Below are 23,947 nucleotides of genomic sequence, written 5' to 3'. Positions count from 1 at the left end.
ATCGATGGTGTGCAGCGGCCCCCGGGCAGGTCAAGGAGTTCGCAGGCAATTGGGGGTTGGCACTCACCTGTGTGGGGGACGACGCCCATCCGGGCCGTGAACCGTGGCCTTTCGCGCGAGACCCGGTGAAGCTGGAGGGGTCCCGGACCCGCCGCAGCCTGCGGGTCCTGTCCCTGACCCCAGTCCTCAAGGAGGCATCGCAGATGGAATGCACAGACCACGTCGTGGTGGGCGTCGACGGCTCGCCCGCCCGATCGCCGCGGCCGTGTGGGCCCAGGACGTCGCCCGCGCCGGCGACTGGCCCCTGACGATCCTGCACACCCCCCACCTCGCCACCGGCATCCGCACCCTGCTTGCTGACAGCGGCCAGCTCATGGCCGCACCCGGCATGCTCGCCCCCGCCCTGGCCGAGGCCAGCCGCACCGCGGCCATGGTGGTCATCCCAGCACGAGGGGCCGATGCGCCGATCGTCCCGGTGATGGACGCTGTCGCCGAGGACCTGCTGCAGGAGGCCCACGGGCCGGTGGTGGTGATCCCTGCCACCACCTGGAACATCTTCGACCGTCCCATCGTGCTGGGGCTGGACCTGGAGGAGCCCGGCGTGCCGGGGATCCGCTTCGCCGCCGCCGTGGCCCGCCGCGCGGGGATGCCTCTCAAGGTGGTCGTCGCCGACGAGAGATGCGAGGACATTGACGAGCTGCGGAACCGTGCCGTGGCCATCCTCACCGGGGCCGCCGCCGAGCTGCTGCCCGCCAGCTACGACGTCATGATCTCACCCCACGAACCCGCCGATGCCCTGCTCGCCGAGGCCCTGGAAACCAGCCTGACCGTGGTCGGTAGCCGAGGCCCGAACTACCGGGGCCAGCGGGAGAACTCCGAGAGCCGTCGACTGCTGCGGCTGACCTCGACCCCGGTGGCCGTCGTCGCCGACCACGACCCGACCCCCTGACCGTCCCGGACCCCTAGGATCGAGACTGTAGACTCACGACAGGGCCTGTTGCCATCCCCCGGCCACCACTGTCGCCGAGGACGGCCCATTCGCGAGGAGCCCCCGATGAGTCTGCAACAGCGGGTCTGGGCGATGGTGTCGGGTGCCTTCCTGTCGATGAACCTGCTCATCGTCGCAACCCCACTCACCGGCAGCTGGCCCCCCAAGCCCTGGGAGACCGCCTGTTCCCTGACTGGAGTGATCATCGTGTCCATCATCAGCTGGCGCGCCATCGAGCGGGGCTTCGCCCCGGTGCAGAAGGCCGCGCGGCAGATCGCCGAGACACCGAACCTCGACGACGCTGCCCCGATCCAGGCCGTTCCGGAGATGCCCGACCTGGACAGCATCGTCGGTGCCCACAATGAGCTCGTGGAGCGCCTGTGGTCCCAGCGACGGGCGACGCTGACCGCGCTCATCGAGGGCCAGGAACTGGAACGGGCCCGCCTGTCGCGGGAACTGCACGACCAGATCGGCCAGACCCTCACCTATGCGCTGTTGCTGCTGCAGTCCATCCAGGACGGCGCCGACCAGGAGCAGAAGGTGGCCATGGCCCAGGAGGCAGTGCGCACCAGCTTGCAGGAGGTTCGTGGGCTGGCCGCCGACCTGCGTCCCAGCGTCCTGTCAGACCTGGGCCTGGTCGCCGCCCTGACCTCCCTGGCCACCGCACACGCCGAGGCCACCGGCGTGGTCGTGCGCCGAGACCTCCAGCCGGTGCCCGACCTGGGCTGGGCCGCCCAACTGGGCGTCTACCGCATCGCCCAGGAGGCCCTCACCAACAGCGCCAAACACGCCCAGGCCAGCACCGTCACCCTGTCACTGCACTGCGACCAGGACACCGTGCGGCTGGTCATCGCCGACGACGGCCGCGGCCTGCAGGGCTCCACCCCCGGCACGGGCCTGGCCGGCATGCACGACCGCGCACGCTACATCAACGCCCAGCTCACCATCACCGACAACCCCGGCGGCGGCACCCGCGTCGAACTGCGCATCGACCGGGCTACCCTGCCCCACGACACCCTCCCGGAGGACTGACCATCCACACGCCCACCACCCGAGTCGCCCGCGTGCTGCTGGCCGACGACCACACCCTGTTGCGCCAAGGCGTGAAGATGATGCTCGACCCGCAGCCCGACTTCACCGTCGTCGCGGAGGCCGCCGACGGGGCCGAGGCCCTCGAGCGGATCAGCCGCGGCGACATCGACCTGGCCATCCTGGACGTCACCATGCCCCGCATGACCGGGCTGCAGGTGGCCCGCGAGGTCTCCCAGCGCAAGCTGCCCACCCAGATGCTGATCCTGAGCATGCACGACAACGAGCAGTACCTGTTCGAGGCCCTCAAGATCGGCGCGGCCGGCTACGTCCACAAGTCCATGGCCGATCGCGACCTGCTCAACGCCTGCCGTGCCGCCGTACGCGGGGAATCCTTCCTGTACCCGGGTGCCATGTCGACCATCATCCGCGAGTACGTCCAGCGTGGTGAGGCCCACGAAGGCGACCGGCTGCTGACCCCGCGTGAGGAGGAGATCCTCAAGCTCATCGCCGAAGGGCACCCCGGCAAGGAGATCGCCGAGATGCTGTTCATCAGTCCCAAGACCGTCGAGCGGCATCGTGCGAACCTGCTGGAGAAGCTCGGGATGAAGGACCGTCTCGAACTGACCCGCTACGCCATCCGGGTGGGCCTCATCGAACCCTGAACCAGCCGGGTGCATGTCGGTGCCTGCGCATGTGGGTGTCGACACCGATGGTTGCGCCGGGTGTCGAGCACTGGAATGGACGACGTGAACATCCCGTCCAACCCTGTGGAGACCACCATGACCAAGGCCCTGCGTACCCTGTCCCTCGTCGAACTGCTCAACGCCGCGCTGCTCATCGGGCTCGGCATCCTGCTCATCTGGTGGCCCGGCCTGACCCTGCGCTCGCTGGTCATCTTCTGCGGCGCCTTCCTGCTCGTCGAGTCCGTCTCGACGATGATCGGCGCCTGGCACGCCACCGGCCTGCTGCGCTGGATTGCCGGCACCATCGGCGTCATCGGCGTCGCCCTCGGCCTGCTCGTGCTGCTGCTGCCCGGCCTGACCCTGTCCTTCATCGCCGTCGCCGTCGGCCTGTGGACCATCGTGTCCGGCATCGCCCTGATGGCCCGCAAGGCAACCGACCACCGCTGGCTCCACGTCCTGGGCGGGCTGCTGCTCGTCCTGGCCGGCGGCTGGTTCGTCATCGACCACACCGCCGCCATCATCACCATCGGCCTGTGGGCCGGTATGACGCTGCTGGCCATCGGCGCGACGCAGGCCGCTGCCGCCATCGCCGTGTGGCGCGCGGCCAAGAACAGCTGACTTGATCCGTCGGCCCCGTTTGCAACCCATCCACAGCCCTTTGCCCCATCAGGAGTTTTGCCATGCTTCAACCACGCCTTGCACGTTCGGCGGTCACCGCCCTTGCGATGGTTTCGCTGCTTCCCCTTGCTGCCTGTAGTGACACCGCCCCGATGGACCCGGTTGGTCCGAAGGCTCCCACGACGACAGCGGCCGCCAGCGGTTCCCCGTCGGGGAACAGTTCTGGTTCTTCGTGCAGCCTGGATGATCCTTCCTGGACGTCATTGGCGGACGCGGTGAGCCCGTCGGTGGTGTCGGTGGGTGTCTCCAGCGGCGGCCGTCCGGTGGGTGAGGGCTCGGGGGTGGTCATTGATGACCACCACATCGTCACCAATGCCCACGTGGTGGGTGATGCCACCGACAGTGACGTGTCGGTGACCCTGTCCGACAACACCGTCAAGCCGGTCACCATCGCCGGTCGTGACCCGATCACCGATCTGGCGGTGCTCACGGTCAAGGACGCCAAGCTCACCCCGATCCCGATTGCCACCTCCGCGAAGGTGCGCACCGGGCAGCCCGTGATGGCCGTGGGCAATCCCCTGGGCCTGGAGGGGACCGTGACCACCGGCATCGTCAGTGCCCTCAACCGTCCGGTGGCTGCCTCCGAACAAGGCGCCGGACCGAGCGTCGCGACGGTGACCAATGCCATCCAGACCTCGGCACCGATCAATCCGGGCAATTCGGGTGGGGCCCTGGTCAATGGCTGTGGCGAGCTGATCGGCATCAACTCCTCCATCGCCACGCTGGGCCCGGGCAGCGGCAGCATCGGCATCGGGTTCGCGATCCCGTCCGACCAGGTGTCGATGGTGGCCCAACAGCTCATTCGTGATGGCCGGGCCCGGCACTCGCAACTGGGGATCTCCGTGGCTGACGGCATCGCGGCACGCGGCACGCAAAAGGTGCGCAGCGCGGTGGTCGTCTCGGTGGTTGCCGACAGTCCGGCTCAGCGGGCCGGGGTGAAGGCCGGCGATCACATCCTCAGCATCGACGGTGCTGCCACCACCTCTGCGCTGTCCCTGGTGGGGCATGTGCGGGGACTTCCCGTCGGCAAGCAGGTGAACCTGCTGGTGGTGCGTGACGGCAAGGAACTCACGCTGTCCGCGACGCTGGCCAGCGTCTGACACGCCCCGACGCGTCAGACATGACAGATGCCCTCGGCATCCCGTGCGGGATGCCGAGGGCATCTGACGTGGTGAGGCGGGTCAGGCCTGGTGGGTGGGGGTGCTCTCGCTGCGCACGACCATCACCGGCGCCAGGCTCCGACCGGCGATGCGTCGGCTGGTCGAACCCAGCAGCAGACCGATGAAGCCGCCCCGGCCACGGCTGCCGACCACCACGAGGCTGGCGCCGCGGGAACGCTTGACCAGGGCGTCGACGGGCTTGCCGCCGACCAGGATGGCGTCCACAGTGAGGTCGGGATGCTGCTCGGTCACCGGCTCCAGCAGATCATCGAGACGTTCCATGGCGTTGGCTGCCATCAGTTCCGGCATGCGGTCGTCGAATGCCGTGGTCCACGAGGGGTCGAAGTGGACGACGGTGACGGGCTGCAGCGTGGTGTGGTGGCTGCTGGCGATCTGTGCCGCCAGGTGCAGGGCCTGGCAGGAACCCTGGTCGTCGACCCCCACGACCACGGGGCCGTCGGGGCTCCAGTCACCCTGCATGGGCACGACGACGACTGGCTGCTTGCTGTGGGACAGGACGGCGTCAGTGGTGCTGCCGAGCAGGTGTTCCACGATGCCGTCGCGGCCCTGGCGCCCGACCACGAGGATCTCGCTCGGCCCGGTGGCAGCGATCAGGCCGTGGGCGGGGGCACCGAGCTGCACCTCGGTGGTGATGTCGACCTGGGGGAATCGAGCCCGGTTCAGCTCAGCCAGCTGGTTGACCTGCGCGCGCATCGCGTCGAGGTGGTCCTCGACCAGCTGCGGGGTGTACCAGTGGGAGATCGGGCCGGCGAAGGTGTCGGTGCTGGGAGGCACGGGCATGGACACCATCATCAGCAGCCGCACCGACAGGTCGTGCCGGTCGGCGAACTGACAGGCCCACGCGGCAGCACGGTCGGCGGCTGGGGAGCCGTCGACGCCGACGACCAGAGCGGTGAAATCCTTCAACTCCATGAGGTTGCCCTTCTGTGAGGAACAGCTTCGCTGTTCGTGGTGGCTCCACTCTCGACGTGCACCGGCAGCCCGGCCAAGCGTTCTGGCCCGGGGGTGGGGATCGCCCCGGCCACTTTGGGTGTCGCCACCCATCGACCAGAGCCGCGCCCTGGGCGACAGTGGATGACGTGGAAGCGCACCGTTCATGCAGCGCTTCTGGACCATCGTTCGCAGTTCGCACAACACAGGAGGAGAACACCATGACACGTTCCGTCGGTATCGATCTGGGCACCACCAACTCCGTCGTCGCAGTTCTTGAGGGTGGCGATCCCACTGTCATCCCCAACGCCGAAGGCGCCCGCACCACCCCGTCGGTAGTGGCATTCAGCAAGACCGGTGAGGTCCTGGTGGGCGAGGTCGCCAAGCGCCAGGCCGTCACCAACGTCGACCGCACCATCCGCTCCGTCAAGCGCCACATGGGCACCGACTGGAGCATCAAGATCGACGGCAAGGTCTACAAGCCCCAGCAGATCAGCGCCTTCGTGTTGCAGAAGCTGAAGCGCGACGCCGAGGCCTACCTCGGTGAGCCCGTCACCAATGCCGTCATCACCGTCCCGGCCTACTTCTCCGACGCCGAGCGCCAGGCCACCAAGGAGGCCGGTGAGATCGCGGGTCTGAGCGTGGACCGCATCATCAACGAGCCCACCGCCGCGGCGCTGGCCTACGGCCTGGACAAGGGTGGCAAGGAGCAGACGGTCCTGGTCTTCGACCTGGGTGGTGGCACCTTCGACGTCTCGCTGCTGGACATCTCCGAGGGCGTCTTCGAGGTGAAGGCCACCAAGGGTGACAACCGCCTCGGCGGCGACGACTGGGACCAGCGCATCGTCGACTGGCTGGTCACGCAGTTCAAAAACAAGAACGGCATTGACCTGTCCAAGGACAAGATGGCTTCCCAGCGTCTGCAGGAGGCTGCCGAGCGCGCCAAGATCGAGCTGTCCTCCTCGCAGGAGACCAGCATCAACCTGCCCTACATCACCGCCGGCGCCGAGGGCCCGCTGCACCTGGACGAGAAGCTCACCCGCTCCGAGTTCCAGCGCATGACACAGGACCTGCTGGACCGCTGCAAGGTGCCCTTCAATGCCGTGATCAAGGATGCCAACACCTCGGTCGACAAGATCGACCAGGTCATCCTGGTGGGTGGCTCCACCCGCATGCCCGCCGTCGCGGACCTGGTGAAGGAGCTGTCCGGCAAGGAGCCGCACAAGGGTGTCAACCCCGACGAGGTCGTCGCGCTGGGTGCCTCTCTGCAGGCCGGTGTGCTGAAGGGTGAGGTGAAGGACGTACTGCTGCTTGACGTGACCCCGCTGAGCCTGGGCCTGGAGACCAAGGGTGGTGTGATGACCAAGATCATCGAGCGCAACACGACGATCCCTACGAAGCGCTCGGAGATCTTCACCACGGCCGAGGACAACCAGCCGTCGGTGATGGTGCAGGTCTATCAGGGTGAGCGCGAGTTCGCCCGCGACAACAAGTCGCTCGGCAACTTCGAGCTGACCGGCCTGATGCCCGCCCCGCGTGGCGTGCCGCAGGTCGAGGTCACCTTCGACATCGACGCCAACGGCATCGTCCACGTCTCGGCCAAGGACAAGGCGACCGGCAAGGAGCAGTCGATGACCGTCACCGGTGGTTCGGCGCTGGGCAAGGAAGACATCGACCGGATGGTCCGTGACGCTGAGGCGCACGCCGAGGAGGACCGCAAGCGGCGTGAGGCCGTCGAGATGCGCAACGAGGCCGATGCCCTGGCCTTCCGCACCGAGAAGCTGCTGGCCGACAATGCCGAGAACATCGGCGACGAGGTCAAGGCCCCGGTCGTCGAGGCCCTCGACAAGCTGAAGGAGGCCCTGAAGGGCACCGACAACGACTCCGAGGTCAAGGCCGCCATGGAGGACCTGAACACCAAGGCCTCCGCCATGGGCCAGGCCGTCTATGCGGCCAGTCAGGCGCAGGCCCAGGAGCAGGCCCGGGAGCAGGCCTCCCCGGCCGATGCCGGTGGTTCGGACGACGACGTGGTCGACGCGGAGATCGTCGACGACAAGTGATCCGCCGGGTGGGGTCGCCTCGCGGCCCCACCCGTCCCGGGCGGTGGCCACGCGATCGGTCCGCAGCAACCCCCCCTGCGGGCGCTTCGCGGGGCCATGGGCCATTCGCAGCAGTGCCTACCCGCCAGGTGCTGCCACCCACCAGACATGAGGAAAACAGATGAGCGCAGACGACGTGACCACCACGACCGGTCAGCAGAGCACGACCGCTGAGGAGCTCGACGCTGCCGCGCAGGTCGAGGCGCTGCGCGCGCAGGTGGCCGAGCTGGAAGGTCGCCTGGCCGAGCGCACCGAGGACTTGCAGCGGCTGCAGGCCGAGTACGTCAACTACAAGAAGCGCGTAGACCGCGACCGCGACCTGGCGCGGCGGGGCGGTGTCGAGAAGGTGCTCGGTGAGCTGCTGCCGGTGCTCGACGCGATCCGCTTGGCCGACGAGCACGGCCAGCTGGACGGACCGGTGAAGGTGCTGGCCGACCAGGTGCTGGCCCTCACCACCCGTCACGGCATGACCAGCTTCGGTGAGGTCGGTGACGCCTTCGACCCGGCCCTGCACGAGGCGCTGATGCAGCAGCCCTTGCCCGGCGCCACCCAGACCTGTGTCTCGCAGGTGATGCAGCCCGGCCACCGCATCGATGACAAGGTGCTGCGCCCCGCCCGGGTCGCGGTCAGTGACCCCGATCCCGAGGCCACCACCCACGATGACCTGGCAGGACAGGAGGACCGCTGATGAGCGCCCAGGACTGGATCGACAAGGACTTCTACAAGGTGCTCGGGGTCTCCAAGGACGCTTCTGACAAGGACATCAAGAAGGCCTTCCGCAAGCTGGCCCGCGAGAACCACCCCGACCAGCACCCCGGTGACGCTGCGGCGGAGGCCCGCTTCAAGGAGGTCTCCGAGGCCAACTCGGTGCTGTCCAACCCCGACTCGCGCCGCGAGTACGACGAGATCCGCGAGATGGTCGCCAACGGCGGTTTCGGCTACGGACCCGGCGCCGGCCAGTACGGTGCGGGCTTCTCGGATGCCGGAGACCAGTACGGCCAGGGCGGTGGTGGGCCCTTCACCTACAGCTACTCCACGGGTGGCTCGGCCGAGGACCTGTTCGGCCAGGGTGGCGGCTACGAGGACATCCTGGGTGGCCTGTTCGGCCAGGGCGGTGGCTTCGGTGGGCGCCGCCCGCAGGGCCCGCGCCAGGGTGCCGACATCGAGGGTGAGGTGACCATCGGCTTCGAGGAGGCCGTGGCCGGCACGATGGTGTCGATGCAGCTGGTCTCGCAGGTGCCGTGCACGGCCTGTGGCGGGGCCGGCATCACCTCGGGCAACCCGCCGCAGGTGTGCGGCTCGTGCGGTGGCACCGCCCGGGTGCCGCAGTCGCGGACGATGAAGGTACGCATCCCGGCCGGCGTCGACGACGGGCAGACCATCCGGATCAAGGGCAAGGGTTCGACCGGCGTCAACGGCGGACCTGCCGGCGACCTGCTGGTGCGCGTCCACGTCACCCCGCACCGGCTGTTCGGCCGCAAGGGCCGTGACCTGACCCTCGACGTGCCGGTCACCGTCGACGAGCTGATCCTGGGCGCCGACATCGAGGTGCCCACCCTCGACGGTGGACGGGTGACGGTGCGCGTGGCCGAGTGCACGCCCAACGGCCGCACGCTGCGGGTGCGCGGCAAGGGCGTGAAGACCAAGGCCGGCACCGGTGACCTGCTGGTGACCCTGCAGGTGCAGATGCCGAGCAGCGTGAATGACCAGGCCAAGCAGGCCATCCGAGACTTCGCCCGCGCGATGGGTGAGACCAACCCGCGCGCCTCGATTCTGGGAAGGGAATGACCATGACCAGCAACAACCACGAGCGGCGTGACAACGTCGTGTTCACCACCATCCAGGTGGTGCACCTGACCGGGATCCACCCGCGCACCCTGGATGCCTTCGCCCGGGCCGGGATCGTGCATCCCGGCCAGGACATGGCCGGCCAGCCCGTCTACGGCCGGGCCGACGTGGCCCGGCTGCGCCAGGCGCGCAACATGGTGCAGCACGCCGGGATGCCCGTCGCGCAGGTGGCCTCAATCTTCGCGCTGCGCGACCAGATCGACCAGACGCGACGTGAGCTCGACCACCTGGTCGGCCAGTTGTGGGCCGAGCTGGACAGCGCGATACCCACGCCCAGTGGCCGCGTGTTCACCACGGGCGCCGACGGCCGGGTCTGGGTCGGGCGTCACCGCCCGGGTGCCCGGCGTCGTCTGGGCCGCTGAGCCCGCCCGGCCACCCCCTGACATCCTCCGGAAAGGAAGTCCCATGGACATCGTGATCATCGGCGGCGTCGCCGCCGGCATGTCGGCCGCCGCCCGCCTGCGGCGTTTCGACGAGCAGGCCTCCATGACCGTCGTGGCGAAGTCGGGCCACATCTCCTTCGCTCGCCGACTGCGGTCTGCCCTACTACGTGGGTGGTGTGATCACCGACCGTGATGCCCTGCTGCTGCAGACGCCCGAGGCCATCAAGGCCCGCTTCAACATCGATGTACTGGTCAACACCCGCGCCGAGGCCATCGACCGCACAGCTCACACCGTCACCGACCTGTCCACTGGCGCCGCCCGGCGTCTGCACTACGACCGGCTGATGCTGGCGCCCGGTGCCACACCGGCGCGTCCGTCGATCCCCGGCATCGAGTGGGCACTGACCCTGCGCAATGTCGAGGACGCCGATGCGCTCGCTGCCGCCGCCCAGCAGGCCCGCACCGACGCGGTGACCGGCGGCGGTTTCATCGGTCTCGAGGTCGCCGAGAACCTCGTTCGCAAGGGCCTGCAGATGGCGCTGGTGGAGGCCACCGACCAAGTCCTGGCACCGCTCGACCCCGAGATGGCCACACCTGCGCGACGCGCTGCGCTCGGCCGGGGTCGACCTGCACCTGGGGTGCGCGGTCACCGCCATCGGTGACCACGACGTGACCCTCGCCGACCAGACGGTCCTGGATGCCGACCAGACGGTCCTGGATGCCGACCTGGTGGTGGCCGCCATCGGGGTGCGCCCTGACTCGCAGCTCGCCCGTGATGCGGGCCTGGAGTGCGCACCCAATGGCGGGATCGTCGTCGACCGGAACCTCACCACGCGCAATCCGCACATCTACGCGGCCGGTGACGCCGTGGCCAAGCATGCGCCGTCGATGGGTCCTTGGTCCTGGTGCCGCTGGCCCAGACGGCGAACGTGCAGGGACGGCGGATCGCCGACCGCATCATGGGCCGCGAGATCGGCGACCGTCCGGTGCTCGGCACCGCAATCGTGGATCTGTTCGGTCTACAGGCGGCCACCGTCGGATGGAATGAGAAGCGCCTGCGTGCCGCAGGCGCCCCTACCGCGCGATCCACACCCATCCGACCGACCATGCCGGCTACTACCCCGGCGCCACACAGATGGCGCTGAAACTGCTCGTCGACCCCTACACCGACGCGATCCTCGGAGCCCAGGGCGTGGGCCCAAGGGTGTTGACAAGCGGATCGATGTCATTGCCACGGCAATGACCGGCCATGTGATAGCCAGTGATCTGGCGGAACTGGAACTGGCCTATGCGCCGCCCTTCGGCAGCGCCAAGGGGGCCTTGACCCCGGGTTGTGTACACGTGGAATCCAGCATGGGCTGGAGGAAGCGAGATGATCATCACCATGGCCCAGAAGTTCTACTCGATGGAGTTTCGTCAGCAGGCCGTTGACTTGTACGAGACCATGCCCGGTGCGACGTTGAAGCAGATCGCTGGGGAGTTGGGAGTCTCCCGTGGGACCCTGTCGTTGTGGGTCAAGGACTTGGTCAACGGTGTCCGCACCAACGACGGACCGACCCCAGCCACGCCCCCTTCCGGTGAGTCACCAGTAGCGAGGATTGCCCGGCTGGAGGCCGAGAATGCCCGGTTGCGGGCGGACAAGGCCAGGGTGGAGACCGAGCGCGACATCCTGGGCAAGGCGGCCAAGTATTTCGCCGGGGAGACGAGCTGGCCAACCGCTTCTGGTTCGTCGCCGACCACCAGACCACCTACCAGGTGAAGCGGTTGTGCCAGGTGTTGGAGTTGTCCCGCTCCTCGTTCTATGCCTGGCAGAAAGCTGGCCCGGCCCGTCAGCAGCGCGCCGAGGACGATGCTGTCCTGGCTGCACGGATCCGCGCCATGCAGGACCCGAAGGCTGGTGGGGACCCGGCCTATGGGGCGCCGCGGGTGACCGTCGAACTGAACGACGGCGCCGCCCGCGAGGCCGCCCATTACGAAGCGCTCACCCGAGAGCCCCAACCCGTATAGGAGCGGCAGAGAACCTGGGGCGCTTCACTTTCGCTGGCTCGTGCGCTACAACACCCGACGACGCCACTCTTGGTGCGGATACCTGTCCCCGAACACTTACGAGGCCCTCCGGGCCGCTCCGCTGCCAACCGCAGCGTAATCAACCACCACCGTGTCCACGATCCGGGGTGAAGGCCCGTCGCGACCGCAAGCTGCCTGAGCAGGCGCGCCAGCACGCGGCCGAGGCCCTCGAGGAGGCGCGACAGAAGGCGGCCGGGGTGGCCGGGGTGAGTGTGGTGGTCGCCCACGGTGACAGTTTGGGCGACGTCATCGACCAGGTCGACTGGAAGCCAGACAGTATCGCGGTGGTAGGTGCCTCCAGGCTCGCACCGGGGCGCCAGGCCCCCCTCCTCGGGGCGCTGGTGGCACGTGCCCAGGCGAGCATCCCGGTGCCGATGGCGGTCGTCCCGCTAGACGAGCCCCGAGCAGAGCAGGAAGCGATCCACGAACGGCCCAGGGGCCAGTGCAGGACTCCTCTGCACTGGCCCCTGGGTCCGTCTGCGCAAGTCTGCGGGCCAGACCAACGGCCCGAGCCGGCTGGTCAGCCAGACGATCAGATCGTCGGCAACCAGACGCGCATCGGGCTGTTGCCGCGGTTGCCCCACTGGTAGTAGGGCACCAGGGTGGTCTCGCGAACCTCGGGTGTCACCGCCACCATGGTGTGCGAGTACAGCGCCTGCGGCTTCTTGCGGAAGCTCGCCGGCACCGTGATTTTCGGCAGCTCGCCCTCGGCCGCCTCCTGCACCTGGGCCTCGGTGTGGAAGACCAGGTTCTCGATCTGTGGGTTGTCGACGCCCTCGGCGCAGTAGACCACCGGTCCCCGCAGCAGCGCACGGCAGCCACGGACTGCGTCGACGCGCGGGTGGGCGTAGACGAAGCGGGGCTCCATGTGGAAGTCGAGGGTTTCCTCGAAGCCCGCCACCAGCGGACGGTCGATGTAGCCGTCCACCACCAGCGCCTTGCGGCCGCTCATCGAGTGCTTCTCGCACCAGGCGGGCACCCGCATCCGCAGGCGGGCACCGGGACGGGCCTCGCCCTCCAGGCGGACCGTGACGCGGCCGCTGGCCGGGTAGGTGGTCTCCACCACGAGGTGGCCCTCGCCGACCTGTTCGGGCAGGTCGATGGTGCCGGGCACCCACTGCTGGATCGACAGCGTCGCGCCCGAGGTGGTCGCAACATAGGTGCCCATGCTGGCGGCCAGCCGCACGAGACTGGTGGGGCAGCAGGAGTGGTTGAGCCACTCGGCGCGCTCGATGCGGTTGTTGTCCTCGTCACGCTGGCGGCTGCGCACCTGCAGCGGGTTGGAGCTGAAGAAGCGGGTGCCGTCCTCGCTCACGCCCACGGCCAGCGCGTTGTACAGCACGCGCTCGATGGCGGCGGCATAGCGGGCGTCGCCGGTGAGCAGCAGCATGCGGTGGTTGGCCGAGACGTCGGCGATGCTGGCGCAGGTCTCGGCATAGGCGCGCGAGGGCGGCAGCTCGTAGGGGGCGCCGAAGCTCTCGTCGTAGTGGCGGGAACCCAGTCCGCCGGTGATGTAGGTCTTCGAGAGATGGGCGCTGTCCCAGCGTGCGACCAGAGCCTTGTGCAGCTCGGTGTCGTCGGGGTACTCGGCCAGGATGTCGGCGCAGCTGGAGTCCAGGTAGCGCTGGCGGCGGGCGTGGCCCAGGGCCTCATGGGCGTCGCGGACGCTCTCGTGGTCCTGGAAGAAGCTCGACGGCAGGGCGCCGTAGCGCAGGCGGTTCTGGCCACGACGGTCCAGCAGCGCCTTGGCTGTCTCCAGGTACTTCTTCTCCCCGGTCTCGCGATAGAATTCGACCAGCGCGCCCTCGATACCGGGGTGGCCGTCGTAGCCCTCCTTGCCGGGGCCGAAGCGCTCCACCACCAGGTCGGCCCACTTGCGGGCAATCTCCAGCAGGTCGGTGCGGCCGGTGCGGGCCAGCGTGATGGAGGCCTTCACCAGGTGTGAACCGGTGAACAGCTCGTCGCCCATCGCCTGGTCGCTGAAGTGCTCGTAGTCGGGCTGGGCCTGTCCCCACGAGTTGAGGTAGCCGTCCTCCTGCTGGACGGCGCCAGCCAGCTCGACCACCTCGTCGACGAAGTCGGTGAAGTCCAGCTCGCCGTGGCGCACGTTCTCCCAGGCGATGGCCTCGACGACCTTGTAGATCTCGGAGTCGGAGTTGTTGGGGCCAATGTGGTCGGCCTTGACGCCGTCGCGCACATTGCGCAGGTTCTGCATGGAGGTCTCCTGCAGCTTCGCGATCACGTGCGGCAGCGTTGCCTCGTGGTTGCGGCGCTGGAAGCGGCCCATCCATCCATCCTCGGCGGGATGGACGCTGGTCAGTGCGACGGGCGCCTGGGTGGCGCTGAACGCGGCCGGGGTGACTGGGTGGGGCATCGGTGCATCCTCCCTGGCGTCGAGACGCCAGCTCGCTGGGTCGAACTTCTCACTGCACAGCCTATGAGACTCTGGCTGCGGTGGCGCCCGCGGACCGGCTTTGGCGCCGGCCCGCGGGCTGCCACGCGCTCAGGCCCCGGCGGCGTGACCGGCCTGCCAGGTGCGCCAGCCTCCGTCCAGGTTGAACGCCTCGATGCCATGCCCGTCGAGGATCCGGCAGGCGATGTGGCCACGGATCCCCACGGCGCAGTGCACCACCGGAGCGCCGCCGGTGGACAACTCGTGCACCTCGTCGAGGCGACCACGCAGCTCGTCGACTGGAATGTTCACCGCGCCATCGATGGCTCCGGCGGCGAACTCTGCCGGGGTGCGCACGTCGATGACCGCTCGCCCCTGCCGCCGCAGCTCGTCCAGCTCGTGCCACTGCATGGTGCTGGTGGTACTGGTGGCAAGGTTCTCGGCGATGAAGCCGAGCATGTTCACCGGGTCCTTCGCCGAGGCGAACTGCGGGGCATAGGCCAGCTCCAGCTCGGCCAGTCCGCTGGCGGTGATGCCGCCGGTGATGGCGGTGGCGATGACGTCGATGCGCTTGTCCACGCCGGCCTGCCCGACGCCCTGCGCACCCAGGATGCGGTCATCGGTGGGGTCGACGAGCAGCTTCAGTGCCATGGTGCTGGCGCCCGGGTAGTAGCCGGCGTGGTCGGACGGATGGGTGTGGATGACCCGGTGGGGGTGCTCGGCGGCGCGCAGGCGCTTCTCGTTCCAGCCGGTGGCGGCCACCTGCAGGCCCAGCAGTCCGACGATGGCGGTGCCCAGCACGCCACGCTCGCGCACCTGGCGGCCGGCGATCACGTCGGCGATGCGACGGCCCTGCAGGTTGGCGGTGTTGGCCAGCGGCACCAGGGCAGTGGAGCCGTCGAGGGCGTCGACCTTGGTGACGGCGTCGCCGGCAGCGAAGACGTGCGGGTCGCTGGTGCGCCAGTTCTCGTCCACGACGATCGCACCGCGCGGGCCGAGCTCGAGGCCGGCCTGCTCGGCCAGCCGGGAATCGGGCTGCACCCCGATGGCAGCCACCACAAGCTCGGCGGGCACAGTGCTGCCGTCGGCCAGGGTGACGTCCTGCTCACCGATGGCGGTCACCCCACTGCCCAGGCGCAGGTCCACTCCCGCCGCGCGCAGGGCCTCGTGCACCGGTGCGACCATCTCGGGGTCCAGCGGTGCCATCACCTGGTCAGTGGCCTCGACGATGGTCACGGCCAGGCCGCGGTGCAGCAGGTTCTCGGCCAGTTCCAGCCCAATGAAGCCGCCGCCGATCACGGTGGCAGTGCGCGGGGCGGGATGCTCGCCGTCCCCTTCCAGTGCGGCGATGATGGCGTCGACATCCTCGACGGTGCGAAGGCCCAGGGCGCGCTCGATCCCGGGGATTGGTGGGCGCACCGGGCGGGCGCCGGGGGCGAGCACCAAGTGGTCGTAGTGCAACACCTGCTCGGTGCCGCTGGCCAGCTCGGTGACGTGCACTTCGCGGCGCTCCCGGTCGATGGCGGTGGCCTCGGTGCCCACCAGCGCGGTGATCTCGAAGCGGTCCTTGATGGCCTTCGGGGTCTGCAGCAGCAGGCTCTCGCGCTCCTCGATGACGCCGCCCACGTGGTAGGGCAGGCCGCAGTTGGCGAAGGAGATGTTGCCGGAGCGTTCGACGACGGTGATGGTGGCCGTCTCGTCGAGACGGCGAAGGCGTGCGGCGGCAGACATTCCCGCGGCGACGCCTCCGATGATGACGATGTCCATGACTTGAACCTAATACCCCTGGGGGTATAGGTTCAAGTCGATCGTTGCCACTCAGGAGTCCAGGAGAGACCATGACGCACCCCACCCAGCTCGACGCCCGCACCGCGCACGACTGGATCACCGGCCAGGACGCACCGCTGCTCGTCGACGTCCGCACGCCTGCCGAGTTCGCCGGAGGCCACCTCGACGGGGCCGTCAACATCCCGCTGCACCTGCTCAAGGCCCAGGCCGGCCCGCTGGCCGAGGAGATGCCGGGGGAGGTGCTGCTCGTCTGCCGCACCGACAACCGCGCCAACCAGGCCTCGGTCGCGCTCGCCGAGCACATCGGGCCTCGCGCCCACGTCCTCACCGGCGGGATGCAGGCCTGGCAGCAGGCACAGCTGCCCACCACCAGCCCAGAGGGTGGCCCCTGGGCGATGGAGCGTCAGGTGCGCACCGCCGCAGGCGGCATCGTGCTGGCCGGCATCCTCGCCAGCACCCGCGCGCCCAGGGCCAAGTGGCTCAGCGCCGGGATCGGCACCGGGCTGCTCTACTCGGGCCTGTCCGACACCTGCGGCCTGGCCGCGCTGCTCGCCAGGGCACCATGGAACCAGGCCCGCAGCTGCCCCACCCCCGACTCGGTGCGCCACGCGCTGCGGGCCCGGCGTCAGGCACGATGAGACCATGGAGATCCCAGCCGACGAACTCGACGCCGTCACCAAGCGACTGCGTCGCGCCCAAGGCCAGTTGGCCGCCGTCCTGCGGATGATCGAGGAGGAGCGGGACTGCCGCGACGTGCTCACCCAGCTCTCCGCCTGCAGCAAGGCCGTCGACCGGGCCGGTTTCGCCCTGATCAGCACCGGCATGCAGCGCTGCCTGGGCGATGACAACCCCGACAGGGAAGAAGACCTTGCCGCGATGGAGAAGCTCTTCCTCTCGCTCGCCTGAACCTCGCCGGGCAACCCCGGACATGGCGAGGGCCCGGCCGGTCGGCCGGGCCCTCGTCGGGTGGTTCAGCGTGGTGACCGGATCAGGCCTCGGCGCCGTCCAGGAGGGCGCGGCTGGCCGAGACGCCCAGTCGGGTGGCGCCGGCCTCAACCATCGCGGTGGCGGTGGCCCAGTCGCGGATGCCGCCGGAGGCCTTGACACCCAGGCGTCCACCAACGGTGGCGGCCATCAGCTCGACGGCGTGCAGGCTGGCGCCGCCATCGCCGTGGAAACCGGTGGAGGTCTTGACGAAGTCGGCCCCCGCAGCCTCGGCGGCACGGCAGGCGCGCTCGACCTCGTCGTCGGACAGGCTGGCGGCTTCGATGATCACCTTCAGCACCTTGGGGCTGGGCACCTCGGCCTTGACCGCGGAGATCTCGTGGGCCAGCGCCTGGTCATCACCGGCGCGCAACAGGCCGACGTCGATCACCATGTCCACCTCGTCGGCGCCCAGGGCCACCGACTCGCGCGCCTCGGCGGCCTTCATGGCGGCGGTGTGCTTGCCCGACGGGAAACCGCACACGGTGGCCAGCTTCACCTCGCCCAGGCGCTCGCGCAGGTCCGGGGTGGCCAGCATGTTCGGCGAGACGCAGATGGAATAGGTGCCCAGCTCGCGAGCCTCGTCGGCCAGCGCCAGCACCTGCTCGGGCGTGGCATCGGTCTTGAGCAGGGTGTGGTCGATCATCTGGGCGACGGCGGGGCGGGTCAGGTCTGTCATGTGTCCAGAGTAGGTGGTGGGCACCTGCTGCGGAATCTGTCGAGCTGGGGGCTGGCCAGATCGTGGACACCCATGGTGGCTTCGGGGCTTGGCTGGCGGCGGGGTTGAAGTGCTGGTCGAGGGCGAATTGTGGTCGAGGAGCAACGGGCTGGCAAGCCAACGCGCCGTGCCGGTACCAGCCGTGCGCCCATCTGTACGGAATCCATGGGCTGGGAGCACTAGGCTGGCGGGCGTGACTGAGCACGAGGAGCCCATCGGCCGCAGCGGCGCACCCCGCCGTCGCGCCGCCGATCCCCAGGACGAGACCCCGGCCGGCCCGCGAAGTCACGCCGCGGAGCCCGAGCAGGACGCGAGGCCCAGCCGTGCCCGTCGGATCTTCGAGCCTGCCGAGGAGGAGGCGGCGCCGCAGCAGGCCAGCCCCTTCGAGGATCCTGCCAAGCGCCCGGCCAGCAGGCCGAGCCGGCGGGCGGCCGACCCCGAGGACCAGTCCACGCGGGTCGAGCAGGCTGCACCGCGCGCGCGGGCCCAGCGCCCCCAGACCGAGCGGGAGGAACCCGTCACCCCGCGTCACCGGGCCGTCGAGCCGCCCCCCGTGCCCACCGGCGCCACCGTCACCGAACGCCTCGATGACGCCCCCAACGGCAGGAAGGCGTGGTGGCTCGCGCTGCCCCTGGTGCTGGCCCTGGGCGGCGGTGCCTGGTACCTCTCGCAGCGCGAGGACACCCCCGCCCAGCCCCAGACGGCCGCCTCGCCGTCGGCCTCGGTCCCCGCCAGCGCCTCCGCGCCGCCCACCGTCTCGCGCGCTCCCGGCCAGGTGCCGGGCCCCGGAACCGTCGCCACGGTGAAGAAGCACCTGACCGACGAGGGGTTCACCTGTGCCGAGGAGGGCCAGGCCGGGATGGACTCGTGGATGTGCACCCACTACACCAGCGACCCGGTGATGATGGCCTATGTCGGCGGTGCCAAGGGCTCGAGGCTGGGCCGCGTCGCCCTCAACGTCCAGGACGGCAAGGGCGGCAAGAACCCCAAGGCACTGGCCCTGCAGGAATACCTGGCAGGACAGGTGGCTGCCGACGACAAGCAGCGTGACGCCCTGCTCAAGGCAGTGCGGGCGGGCACCGAGGAGGAGTACGCCAAGACCGAACAGGGGGGCATCGTCGCCCGTGGCAGCAGCGACGGCTCGATTGTCTCCTATGTCGACCGCTGGGTGCCCGACCGGGCCATGCCGGTGAGCCTGCTGCCCGCCAAGCCGCTGGCCGCCGAGCTCGACAAGCTCGGCTACACCTGCAAGGGCACCGACGACGTCACGTGCGAGCGCACCGAAAAGGAGATCACCCACAGCATCGACTACCGGGTCAGCGGCATGGAGGTCACCTACCTGAAGGTGAAGAGCCAGGCCGGTGCGGGAGCCACGCTCACCGATGCCGCCCCCGCCGAGGTGAAGCAGGTGACCTCGCTCTTCCAGCAGGGCCCGAAGATCCAGCAGTGGCTTGCCAAGCACACCAACGAGAAGGCCGGCGCCACCGGCTACCAGGACGGCATGGCATTGGACTGGTACCCGGGTTCCTCGCAGGCGGGCGGCGCGGCCGCGATCTTCTACCTGCGCGAGGCCTGCTGGACCGATTCGGTGGAGTCCTGCTGAGCCTCAGGCCAGCGGCACCCGCAGCGTGAAGCAGGTGTGACCGGGGGCCGATTCCAGGCTGGCCTGCCCGCCGTGCGCCTCCATGACGGCGGCGACGATCGCCAGCCCGAGCCCGGTGGAGCCCTCCGAGGACTGGGTGCGTGAGTCCTCCCCGCGGGCAAAACGTTCGAAGACATGGTCGCGCACCGACTCGTCGACGCCGGGGCCGTCGTCCAACACGGTGATGACGGCCTGGCCTGCCTCGACGGACACCCCGGCGGTGACGTGCGTGCCGGCCGGGGTGTGCTTTCGGGCATTGGCCAACAGGTTGGCCACCACCTGGTGCAGTTTCAGCGCGTCGGCGCGGGCCGTGACGGGATGCTCGGGCAGGTCGACGCCCCAGTCATGGTCGGGGCCGGCCACCTGGGCATCGGAGGCGGCATTGAGCACCAGCTCGACGACGTCCACCTCGGCCAGGTCGAGCTGCGGGTCGTTGTCGAGGCGGGCCAGCAGCAGCATGTCCTCCACCAGCCGGCTCATCCGGGTGCTCTCGGACTCGATGCGTCCGATCGCGTGCTCGGCGTCGGTGGGCAGCTGCTCGCCGCTTCGCCGGGTGAGCTCGGCGTAGCCGCGGATGGAGGCCAACGGATTGCGCAGCTCGTGGCTGGCATCGGCGACGAACTGGCGCACCCTGGTCTCGGAGGCCTGTCTGGCGGACAGCGCATCCTCGACATTGTCGAGCATGTGGTTGAAGGCGAAGCCCACCCGACCCACCTCATTGCGTGGGTCCGCATCCATCCGGTCGAGCCGCTCGGGCAGCACCACCTCACCCCGTTCCAGGGCCATGTTGGAGACCTCGGTGGCGGTGGCGGCCAGCCGGGTCAGCGGTGTGAGGGCCTGCACGACGACGGCCCGCACGGCGACCACGGCGATGGCGATCGCCAGGGCGGTCAGGCCGAGCACCAGCAGCAGCAGCTGTCGCAGGGTGTGGTTCACCTGGGACAGGGGCAGGGCGACGATCTGGGTGGTGCCGCTGGGTGAGGTGGAGGCGACGGCCCGGTAGGAGCCCAGGCCCTCGAGGTCCATGGTGGCGGGCTGGCGCGGCTGGCCCTCGACCAGCTGACGGATGACCTTCTGCGCCAGGTCGGAGTTGCCACCCTCCACCCACAACTCACCGCGCGTGGTGCTGCTGGTCAGGGTGACGTTCACCTGGCCCACCTGGGTGCCCGGCATCGGGCGGCCATCCACCCGGCGGGAGCCGTCGAAGCGCTCGCCACGCGCCACGGCGCTGTACAGCTGATGGTCGACGGCGGAGACGAGCTGGTGGCGGGTGGCCAGGATGCTGGCGGTGCCGAGCACCAGGGCCAGGGCGGCCACCAAGGTGGCGATCCGCAGCACCAGGGTGCGGCTCAGCGTGCCGCGTCCCAACTGGGGCAGGGGAGCGAGCGCGACGGTCGATCCCGCCTGTCGGCCGACGACGACCTGGCTCATGCCGCGGGGCGCAGCACGTAGCCGGCGCCGCGCATGGTGTGGATCATCGGCTCGCGGTCGTGGTCGATCTTCTTGCGCAGGTAACTGATGTAGAGCTCGACCACATTGGCCTGGCCGCCGAAGTCGTAGTTCCACACCCGGTCCAGGATCTGCGCCTTGGACAGCACCCGCCTGGGATTGCGCATCAGGTAGCGCAGCAGCTCGAACTCGGTGGCGGTCAAGGTGATCTGGTCGCCGCCACGGGTCACCTCGTGGGAGTCCTCGTCCAGGGTGAGGTCGCCGACCACCAGCGTCGAGTCATTGACCGGGGCTGTGGCGCCACTGCGGCGCAGCAGGGCGCGCAGGCGGGCGATCACCTCCTCCAGGCTGAAGGGCTTGGTGACGTAGTCGTCGCCGCCAGCGGTCAGCCCGCCGATCCGGTCGGCGACGGCGTCCTTGGCGGTGAGGAAGATGACCGGCACGTCGGGCTGCTCGGTGCGGATGCGGCGCATCACCTCGAGGCCGTCGAAGTCGGGCAGCATCATGTCGAGCACGATCGCGTCGGGCCGCACCTCGCGGGCCACCGTGACGGCCTCGGTGCCGGTGCCGGCGGTGCTCACGTCCCAGCCCTCGTAGCGCATGGCCATGCTGAGCAGCTCGGTGAGGCTCTTCTCGTCGTCGACGGTGAGCACCCGGATGGGGGAGCCGTCGGGTCGGGTGAGCTGTTCGGTCTTCTCGAAGCGTGCCATGGCCCTACTTTCTGCTGCTGGGCCAGCAGGGGGCTGTGCCCTTGCTGTGTGCTGCCTGTGAGACCACAGTCTGCCGGAGGCCTGTGCCGGATCAGGCGTACTCGCGCACGTCGAGACGTTCATTGTCCTCGCGGCGCCGGCGGAAGACGAGCGCGTCCAGCCCGGCACGTCCGGAGCCGAAGAAGACCAGCAGCAGCGCGACCATCGCCTGCAGCGCGTTCAGCTCCCAGCCGTCGGTGTGGTTGTAGAGGCCGCCGGACTGCTTCACCCACACCGCCACCAGCACCTGCTGCACCAGCACCACCAGCGCCACCAGCGGCACGAAGAGCCCCAGCACCAGCAGCACACCGCCGACCGCCTCCAGGGCGAGGCTGCCCCAGGCCAGCAGGTAGGGCTGCGGCACCTGGTGTGCCTGCAGGTGGCCGATCTCGGCGGGCATGCCGACCACCTTCCAGCGGTGCCAGGCGTGGGCGATCATCAGCAGGCCGAAGCAGATGCGCACGGCCAGCAGGCTCATGTTCTGCAGGAAGGAGACCAGGGCCCTCATGGGTGACTCATTTCGTGCCAGGGGAGGATGGCCCAAGCCTAGGCGCAGCCCGGGTCTGCCTGTGGTGGTGACGCGCGGTCGGTGGGGGCGTGCAAGAACGGCAGAATGGACCAGCCGGACCACGACCGCACACCATGATCGGGAAGGACGTCGAGTGCTGATCCTGCTGCCACCCAGTGAGGGCAAGGCGACGGCTCGTCGCGGCCGCACGATGGACCTGGAATCGCTGAGCCTGCCCGAGCTCACCGACGCCCGAGAGCAGGTGATCGACGCCCTCGCCCGGGCCAGTGCCCGTGACGACGCGCTGACGGTGCTCGGCGTCGGGGCCTCGCTGGGGGACGAGGTGGAGGCCAACACACGACTGCTCACCGCGCCAACGCTTCGTGCCCGGGAGCTCTACACCGGGGTGCTCTACGACGCCCTCGACCTGGCCTCGCTCGGCGCCGACCAGCGTCGCGCCACCAACCGGCTGCTGGTGACCAGCGCCCTGCACGGGGCGCTGCGGATGAACGAGCGGGTGAGCCCCTACCGGCTCGCGATGGACGTCAACCTGCCCGGAATCGGCCCGATGGCGCGTTTCTGGGCGCCGCTGCTGGCCGAGGCGATGCCCTCCCAGGTGGGCGCCGGACTGGTGGTCGACTGCCGCTCCGGCAGCTACCGCAGGGCCTGGCTGCCTGGCCGCGGCGATGCCGCGCTGGCCGAACGATGGGTGCTGGTCGACGTCCCCGGCGCCTCGCACTGGGCCAAGCACACCCGCGGACTGGTGGCGCGTCGGCTGTGCCAGACCGACGTGGTGAAGCGGCCCACCGACCTGCCGGCCGCGCTGGGGGAGGGCTTCCACGTCGAGATGGTGATGCCCGACAAGGCTGGCCGCCCGTGGACGGCGCTGGTCACGGCGGTCTGAGGATCGGCTGCACGAGGTGAGGACACCAACCCTGGAGCACCACGGCCGGCCGGAGGGAGAGTCCGGTCGGCCGTCGCACGGGAAGGGGTCACCCGCGAGGGGATCTCAGGGGGTCAGGGATCAGGCGGGGGTCTCCTCGCTGGAGGGAGCGGGGCTGGCCTGCGGCGAATCCTGTTGCTGGCCGTCCATGCCCGGACCGCCGTGGCGGCCGCGACCGCCACGATCGCCCATGGTGTGGGCGGTGATGGTCTTGAGGTCCTTGCTGACCTCGTAGCCCGCACGGTCGCCGTCCTTGGTGCCCATCACGTGGTAGGCGCCGTCGGAGTCCTTCATCACGTGCTCGACGGTGAAGGCCGAGTCCTTGGCCTTGACGGCCTCGGTGACCTTCGTGAGTTCACTGCCGGTCACCTCGGTGCCGCGCGGGCCGTGCCCACGACCACCGTGGTCACCCTCGCCGGGGCCGCCGGTGCGCACCTCGATGGTCTTGAGGTCCTTGCTGACCTCCACCATCACCTGGGCGCCCGACTTGGTGCCGTGCACGTCATAGGAGCCGTCGGGATCGGCCTCCACGCTAGTGACGGTGATGGCCTTGTCCTTGGCGGCGACGGCGGCCTCCACCTTCGCCAGCGCATCGCCGGTGACGGCGGTGTGCTCGTGGTGGCCGGGGCCTCGCTGGTCTGCGCCACGGTCGCCGGGCGTGGCGCTGGAGCTGCTGGACGGGCTGGCGCTGGCCGTGCCGGTGGACTCTGCATTGGCGTTCAGCGCAGCGCTGGCACCACCCACGACGACGAGGCCAGCGACGGCCAGGCTGGCGAGCGTGGTGGCCGACTTCTTCTGGGACATGGTCTCTCCTGTGTTCTGGCCGACAGCCTGCCTGTCGACACCAACCAGCGTCGGCCGCCTGTCTGGGGCGGGGCTGTCGTG

General features: G+C 69.5%; 24 protein-coding genes and 1 pseudogene. 17 read left to right on the top strand and 8 right to left on the bottom strand.

What is annotated here, in order from left to right:
* The first annotated feature begins 208 nt into the window (after window positions 1-208).
* From ACYVKA_RS08960 to ACYVKA_RS08940, 5 genes are all read left to right on the top strand, one after another.
* Complete coding sequence (locus tag ACYVKA_RS08960) at window positions 209-949, top strand: adenine nucleotide alpha hydrolase family protein (protein ID WP_460704722.1); 741 nt, start codon at window positions 209-211, stop codon at window positions 947-949.
* Window positions 950-1,054: 105 nt separating this feature from the next.
* Window positions 1,055-2,020, top strand: coding sequence for a sensor histidine kinase (locus ACYVKA_RS08955; protein ID WP_460704720.1), 966 nt, complete (start codon window positions 1,055-1,057; stop codon window positions 2,018-2,020).
* Window positions 2,021-2,052: 32 nt separating this feature from the next.
* A complete protein-coding gene (locus ACYVKA_RS08950) occupies window positions 2,053-2,682 on the top strand; it encodes a response regulator (protein WP_460704718.1) in 630 nt (209 codons plus the stop codon).
* Window positions 2,683-2,742: 60 nt separating this feature from the next.
* A complete protein-coding gene (locus ACYVKA_RS08945) occupies window positions 2,743-3,321 on the top strand; it encodes a DUF308 domain-containing protein (protein ID WP_460704716.1) in 579 nt (192 codons plus the stop codon).
* A 275-nt stretch (window positions 3,322-3,596) separates the two neighbouring features.
* Complete coding sequence (locus ACYVKA_RS08940; RefSeq protein ID WP_460704714.1) at window positions 3,597-4,481, top strand: S1C family serine protease; 885 nt, start codon at window positions 3,597-3,599, stop codon at window positions 4,479-4,481.
* A gap of 81 nt (window positions 4,482-4,562) precedes the next feature.
* Here ACYVKA_RS08940 and ACYVKA_RS08935 read toward each other — a convergent pair whose 3' ends face one another.
* Complete coding sequence (locus ACYVKA_RS08935; RefSeq protein WP_460704712.1) at window positions 4,563-5,474, bottom strand: universal stress protein; 912 nt, start codon at window positions 5,472-5,474, stop codon at window positions 4,563-4,565.
* Window positions 5,475-5,713: 239 nt separating this feature from the next.
* Between ACYVKA_RS08935 and dnaK the strand changes: the two genes are divergently transcribed.
* The 8 genes and pseudogenes from dnaK (at window position 5,714) to ACYVKA_RS08895 (ending at window position 11,829) form a co-directional block, all read left to right on the top strand.
* On the top strand, window positions 5,714-7,552 hold the full coding sequence (dnaK, locus tag ACYVKA_RS08930) for a molecular chaperone DnaK (protein WP_460704710.1): 1,839 nt from the start codon (window positions 5,714-5,716) through the stop codon (window positions 7,550-7,552).
* A 160-nt stretch (window positions 7,553-7,712) separates the two neighbouring features.
* Window positions 7,713-8,279 carry a nucleotide exchange factor GrpE gene (gene grpE / locus ACYVKA_RS08925; protein ID WP_460704708.1) on the top strand — a complete coding sequence of 189 codons (567 nt, stop codon included), beginning with the start codon at window positions 7,713-7,715 and terminating at the stop codon, window positions 8,277-8,279.
* Window positions 8,279-9,379, top strand: a complete 1,101-nt coding sequence (locus tag ACYVKA_RS08920) for a DnaJ C-terminal domain-containing protein (RefSeq protein WP_460704707.1) — start codon at window positions 8,279-8,281, stop codon at window positions 9,377-9,379. Before grpE ends, ACYVKA_RS08920 begins: the two co-directional genes overlap by 1 nt.
* Before the next feature lie 2 nt (window positions 9,380-9,381).
* The gene (locus tag ACYVKA_RS08915) at window positions 9,382-9,801 is read left to right on the top strand and encodes a MerR family transcriptional regulator (RefSeq protein ID WP_394274965.1); all 420 of its coding nucleotides are present in this window, start codon (window positions 9,382-9,384) and stop codon (window positions 9,799-9,801) included.
* 43 nt (window positions 9,802-9,844) lie between these two features.
* Window positions 9,845-10,015 (top strand): hypothetical protein, encoded by a 171-nt coding sequence (locus ACYVKA_RS08910; protein ID WP_460704705.1) that lies wholly within the window; start codon window positions 9,845-9,847, stop codon window positions 10,013-10,015.
* Window positions 9,990-11,253, top strand: a pseudogene (locus ACYVKA_RS08905) (NAD(P)/FAD-dependent oxidoreductase). The gene ACYVKA_RS08910 and the pseudogene ACYVKA_RS08905 overlap by 26 nt, the downstream one beginning before the upstream one ends.
* Window positions 11,195-11,581, top strand: a complete 387-nt coding sequence (locus tag ACYVKA_RS08900; protein WP_460704703.1) for a transposase — start codon at window positions 11,195-11,197, stop codon at window positions 11,579-11,581. The pseudogene ACYVKA_RS08905 and the gene ACYVKA_RS08900 overlap by 59 nt, the downstream one beginning before the upstream one ends.
* Window positions 11,582-11,604: 23 nt before the next feature.
* Window positions 11,605-11,829 (top strand): hypothetical protein, encoded by a 225-nt coding sequence (locus ACYVKA_RS08895; RefSeq protein ID WP_460704701.1) that lies wholly within the window; start codon window positions 11,605-11,607, stop codon window positions 11,827-11,829.
* Between the two features lie 592 nt (window positions 11,830-12,421).
* Here the strand turns inward: ACYVKA_RS08895 and ACYVKA_RS08890 are convergent.
* A complete protein-coding gene (locus ACYVKA_RS08890) occupies window positions 12,422-14,263 on the bottom strand; it encodes a glycoside hydrolase family 127 protein (RefSeq protein ID WP_460704699.1) in 1,842 nt (613 codons plus the stop codon).
* Between the two features lie 129 nt (window positions 14,264-14,392).
* Window positions 14,393-16,048, bottom strand: a complete 1,656-nt coding sequence (locus tag ACYVKA_RS08885; RefSeq protein WP_460704697.1) for an FAD-dependent oxidoreductase — start codon at window positions 16,046-16,048, stop codon at window positions 14,393-14,395.
* 71 nt (window positions 16,049-16,119) lie between these two features.
* Here ACYVKA_RS08885 and ACYVKA_RS08880 point away from each other — a divergent pair, with 71 nt between their 5' ends.
* Together ACYVKA_RS08880 and ACYVKA_RS08875 are read left to right on the top strand one after the other, a co-directional pair.
* On the top strand, window positions 16,120-16,707 hold the full coding sequence (locus ACYVKA_RS08880) for a rhodanese-like domain-containing protein (RefSeq protein ID WP_460704695.1): 588 nt from the start codon (window positions 16,120-16,122) through the stop codon (window positions 16,705-16,707).
* A 4-nt stretch (window positions 16,708-16,711) separates the two neighbouring features.
* A complete protein-coding gene (locus ACYVKA_RS08875; protein ID WP_394276966.1) occupies window positions 16,712-16,975 on the top strand; it encodes a metal-sensitive transcriptional regulator in 264 nt (87 codons plus the stop codon).
* A gap of 82 nt (window positions 16,976-17,057) precedes the next feature.
* On the opposite strand, the gene deoC is transcribed toward ACYVKA_RS08875, so the two are convergent.
* Window positions 17,058-17,732: a deoxyribose-phosphate aldolase gene (gene deoC / locus ACYVKA_RS08870; protein WP_460704693.1), complete on the bottom strand. Its 675-nt coding sequence runs from the start codon at window positions 17,730-17,732 to the stop codon at window positions 17,058-17,060.
* Between the two features lie 232 nt (window positions 17,733-17,964).
* Between deoC and ACYVKA_RS08865 the strand changes: the two genes are divergently transcribed.
* Window positions 17,965-19,374 carry a hypothetical protein gene (locus tag ACYVKA_RS08865; protein WP_460704691.1) on the top strand — a complete coding sequence of 470 codons (1,410 nt, stop codon included), beginning with the start codon at window positions 17,965-17,967 and terminating at the stop codon, window positions 19,372-19,374.
* A 3-nt stretch (window positions 19,375-19,377) separates the two neighbouring features.
* Here the strand turns inward: ACYVKA_RS08865 and ACYVKA_RS08860 are convergent, their stop codons facing one another.
* From ACYVKA_RS08860 to ACYVKA_RS08850, 3 genes are all read right to left on the bottom strand, one after another.
* Window positions 19,378-20,844: a sensor histidine kinase gene (locus ACYVKA_RS08860; protein ID WP_460704689.1), complete on the bottom strand. Its 1,467-nt coding sequence runs from the start codon at window positions 20,842-20,844 to the stop codon at window positions 19,378-19,380.
* On the bottom strand, window positions 20,841-21,572 hold the full coding sequence (locus ACYVKA_RS08855; RefSeq protein ID WP_460704687.1) for a response regulator transcription factor: 732 nt from the start codon (window positions 21,570-21,572) through the stop codon (window positions 20,841-20,843). The genes ACYVKA_RS08860 and ACYVKA_RS08855 overlap by 4 nt, the downstream gene beginning before the upstream one ends.
* Window positions 21,573-21,663: 91 nt before the next feature.
* Complete coding sequence (locus ACYVKA_RS08850) at window positions 21,664-22,119, bottom strand: DoxX family protein (protein WP_460704685.1); 456 nt, start codon at window positions 22,117-22,119, stop codon at window positions 21,664-21,666.
* Window positions 22,120-22,273: 154 nt separating this feature from the next.
* Between ACYVKA_RS08850 and ACYVKA_RS08845 the strand changes: the two genes are divergently transcribed.
* Entirely contained in the window at window positions 22,274-23,023 is a 750-nt protein-coding gene (locus tag ACYVKA_RS08845; protein WP_460704683.1) for a YaaA family protein, read from the top strand.
* A gap of 120 nt (window positions 23,024-23,143) precedes the next feature.
* Here ACYVKA_RS08845 and ACYVKA_RS08840 read toward each other — a convergent pair whose 3' ends face one another.
* Complete coding sequence (locus ACYVKA_RS08840) at window positions 23,144-23,866, bottom strand: hypothetical protein (protein ID WP_460704681.1); 723 nt, start codon at window positions 23,864-23,866, stop codon at window positions 23,144-23,146.
* Between the last annotated feature and the right edge of the window lie 81 nt (window positions 23,867-23,947).

This window comes from Luteococcus sediminum (assembly GCF_054783495.1).
The sequence above is the reverse complement of the archived record's forward strand: the minus strand, read 5'-3'. Positions and strand labels throughout refer to the sequence as shown.

Bases quoted from the DNA above. Each gene is read 5' to 3' on its own strand.
- ACYVKA_RS08935 (WP_460704712.1), bottom strand. From the start codon at position 5,474: ATGGAGTTGAAGGATTTCACCGCTCTGGTCGTCGGCGTCGACGGCTCC.
- ACYVKA_RS08880 (WP_460704695.1), top strand. From the start codon at position 16,120: ATGACGCACCCCACCCAGCTCGACGCCCGCACCGCGCACGACTGGATC.
- deoC (WP_460704693.1), bottom strand. From the start codon at position 17,732: ATGACAGACCTGACCCGCCCCGCCGTCGCCCAGATGATCGACCACACC.
- dnaK (WP_460704710.1), top strand. From the start codon at position 5,714: ATGACACGTTCCGTCGGTATCGATCTGGGCACCACCAACTCCGTCGTC.
- ACYVKA_RS08855 (WP_460704687.1), bottom strand. From the start codon at position 21,572: ATGGCACGCTTCGAGAAGACCGAACAGCTCACCCGACCCGACGGCTCC.
- ACYVKA_RS08900 (WP_460704703.1), top strand. From the start codon at position 11,195: ATGATCATCACCATGGCCCAGAAGTTCTACTCGATGGAGTTTCGTCAG.
- ACYVKA_RS08910 (WP_460704705.1), top strand. From the start codon at position 9,845: ATGGACATCGTGATCATCGGCGGCGTCGCCGCCGGCATGTCGGCCGCC.
- ACYVKA_RS08860 (WP_460704689.1), bottom strand. From the start codon at position 20,844: ATGAGCCAGGTCGTCGTCGGCCGACAGGCGGGATCGACCGTCGCGCTC.
- ACYVKA_RS08920 (WP_460704707.1), top strand. From the start codon at position 8,279: ATGAGCGCCCAGGACTGGATCGACAAGGACTTCTACAAGGTGCTCGGG.
- ACYVKA_RS08915 (WP_394274965.1), top strand. From the start codon at position 9,382: ATGACCAGCAACAACCACGAGCGGCGTGACAACGTCGTGTTCACCACC.
- ACYVKA_RS08875 (WP_394276966.1), top strand. From the start codon at position 16,712: ATGGAGATCCCAGCCGACGAACTCGACGCCGTCACCAAGCGACTGCGT.
- grpE (WP_460704708.1), top strand. From the start codon at position 7,713: ATGAGCGCAGACGACGTGACCACCACGACCGGTCAGCAGAGCACGACC.
- ACYVKA_RS08850 (WP_460704685.1), bottom strand. From the start codon at position 22,119: ATGAGGGCCCTGGTCTCCTTCCTGCAGAACATGAGCCTGCTGGCCGTG.
- ACYVKA_RS08885 (WP_460704697.1), bottom strand. From the start codon at position 16,048: ATGGACATCGTCATCATCGGAGGCGTCGCCGCGGGAATGTCTGCCGCC.
- ACYVKA_RS08840 (WP_460704681.1), bottom strand. From the start codon at position 23,866: ATGTCCCAGAAGAAGTCGGCCACCACGCTCGCCAGCCTGGCCGTCGCT.
- ACYVKA_RS08955 (WP_460704720.1), top strand. From the start codon at position 1,055: ATGAGTCTGCAACAGCGGGTCTGGGCGATGGTGTCGGGTGCCTTCCTG.
- ACYVKA_RS08890 (WP_460704699.1), bottom strand. From the start codon at position 14,263: ATGCCCCACCCAGTCACCCCGGCCGCGTTCAGCGCCACCCAGGCGCCC.
- ACYVKA_RS08960 (WP_460704722.1), top strand. From the start codon at position 209: ATGCACAGACCACGTCGTGGTGGGCGTCGACGGCTCGCCCGCCCGATC.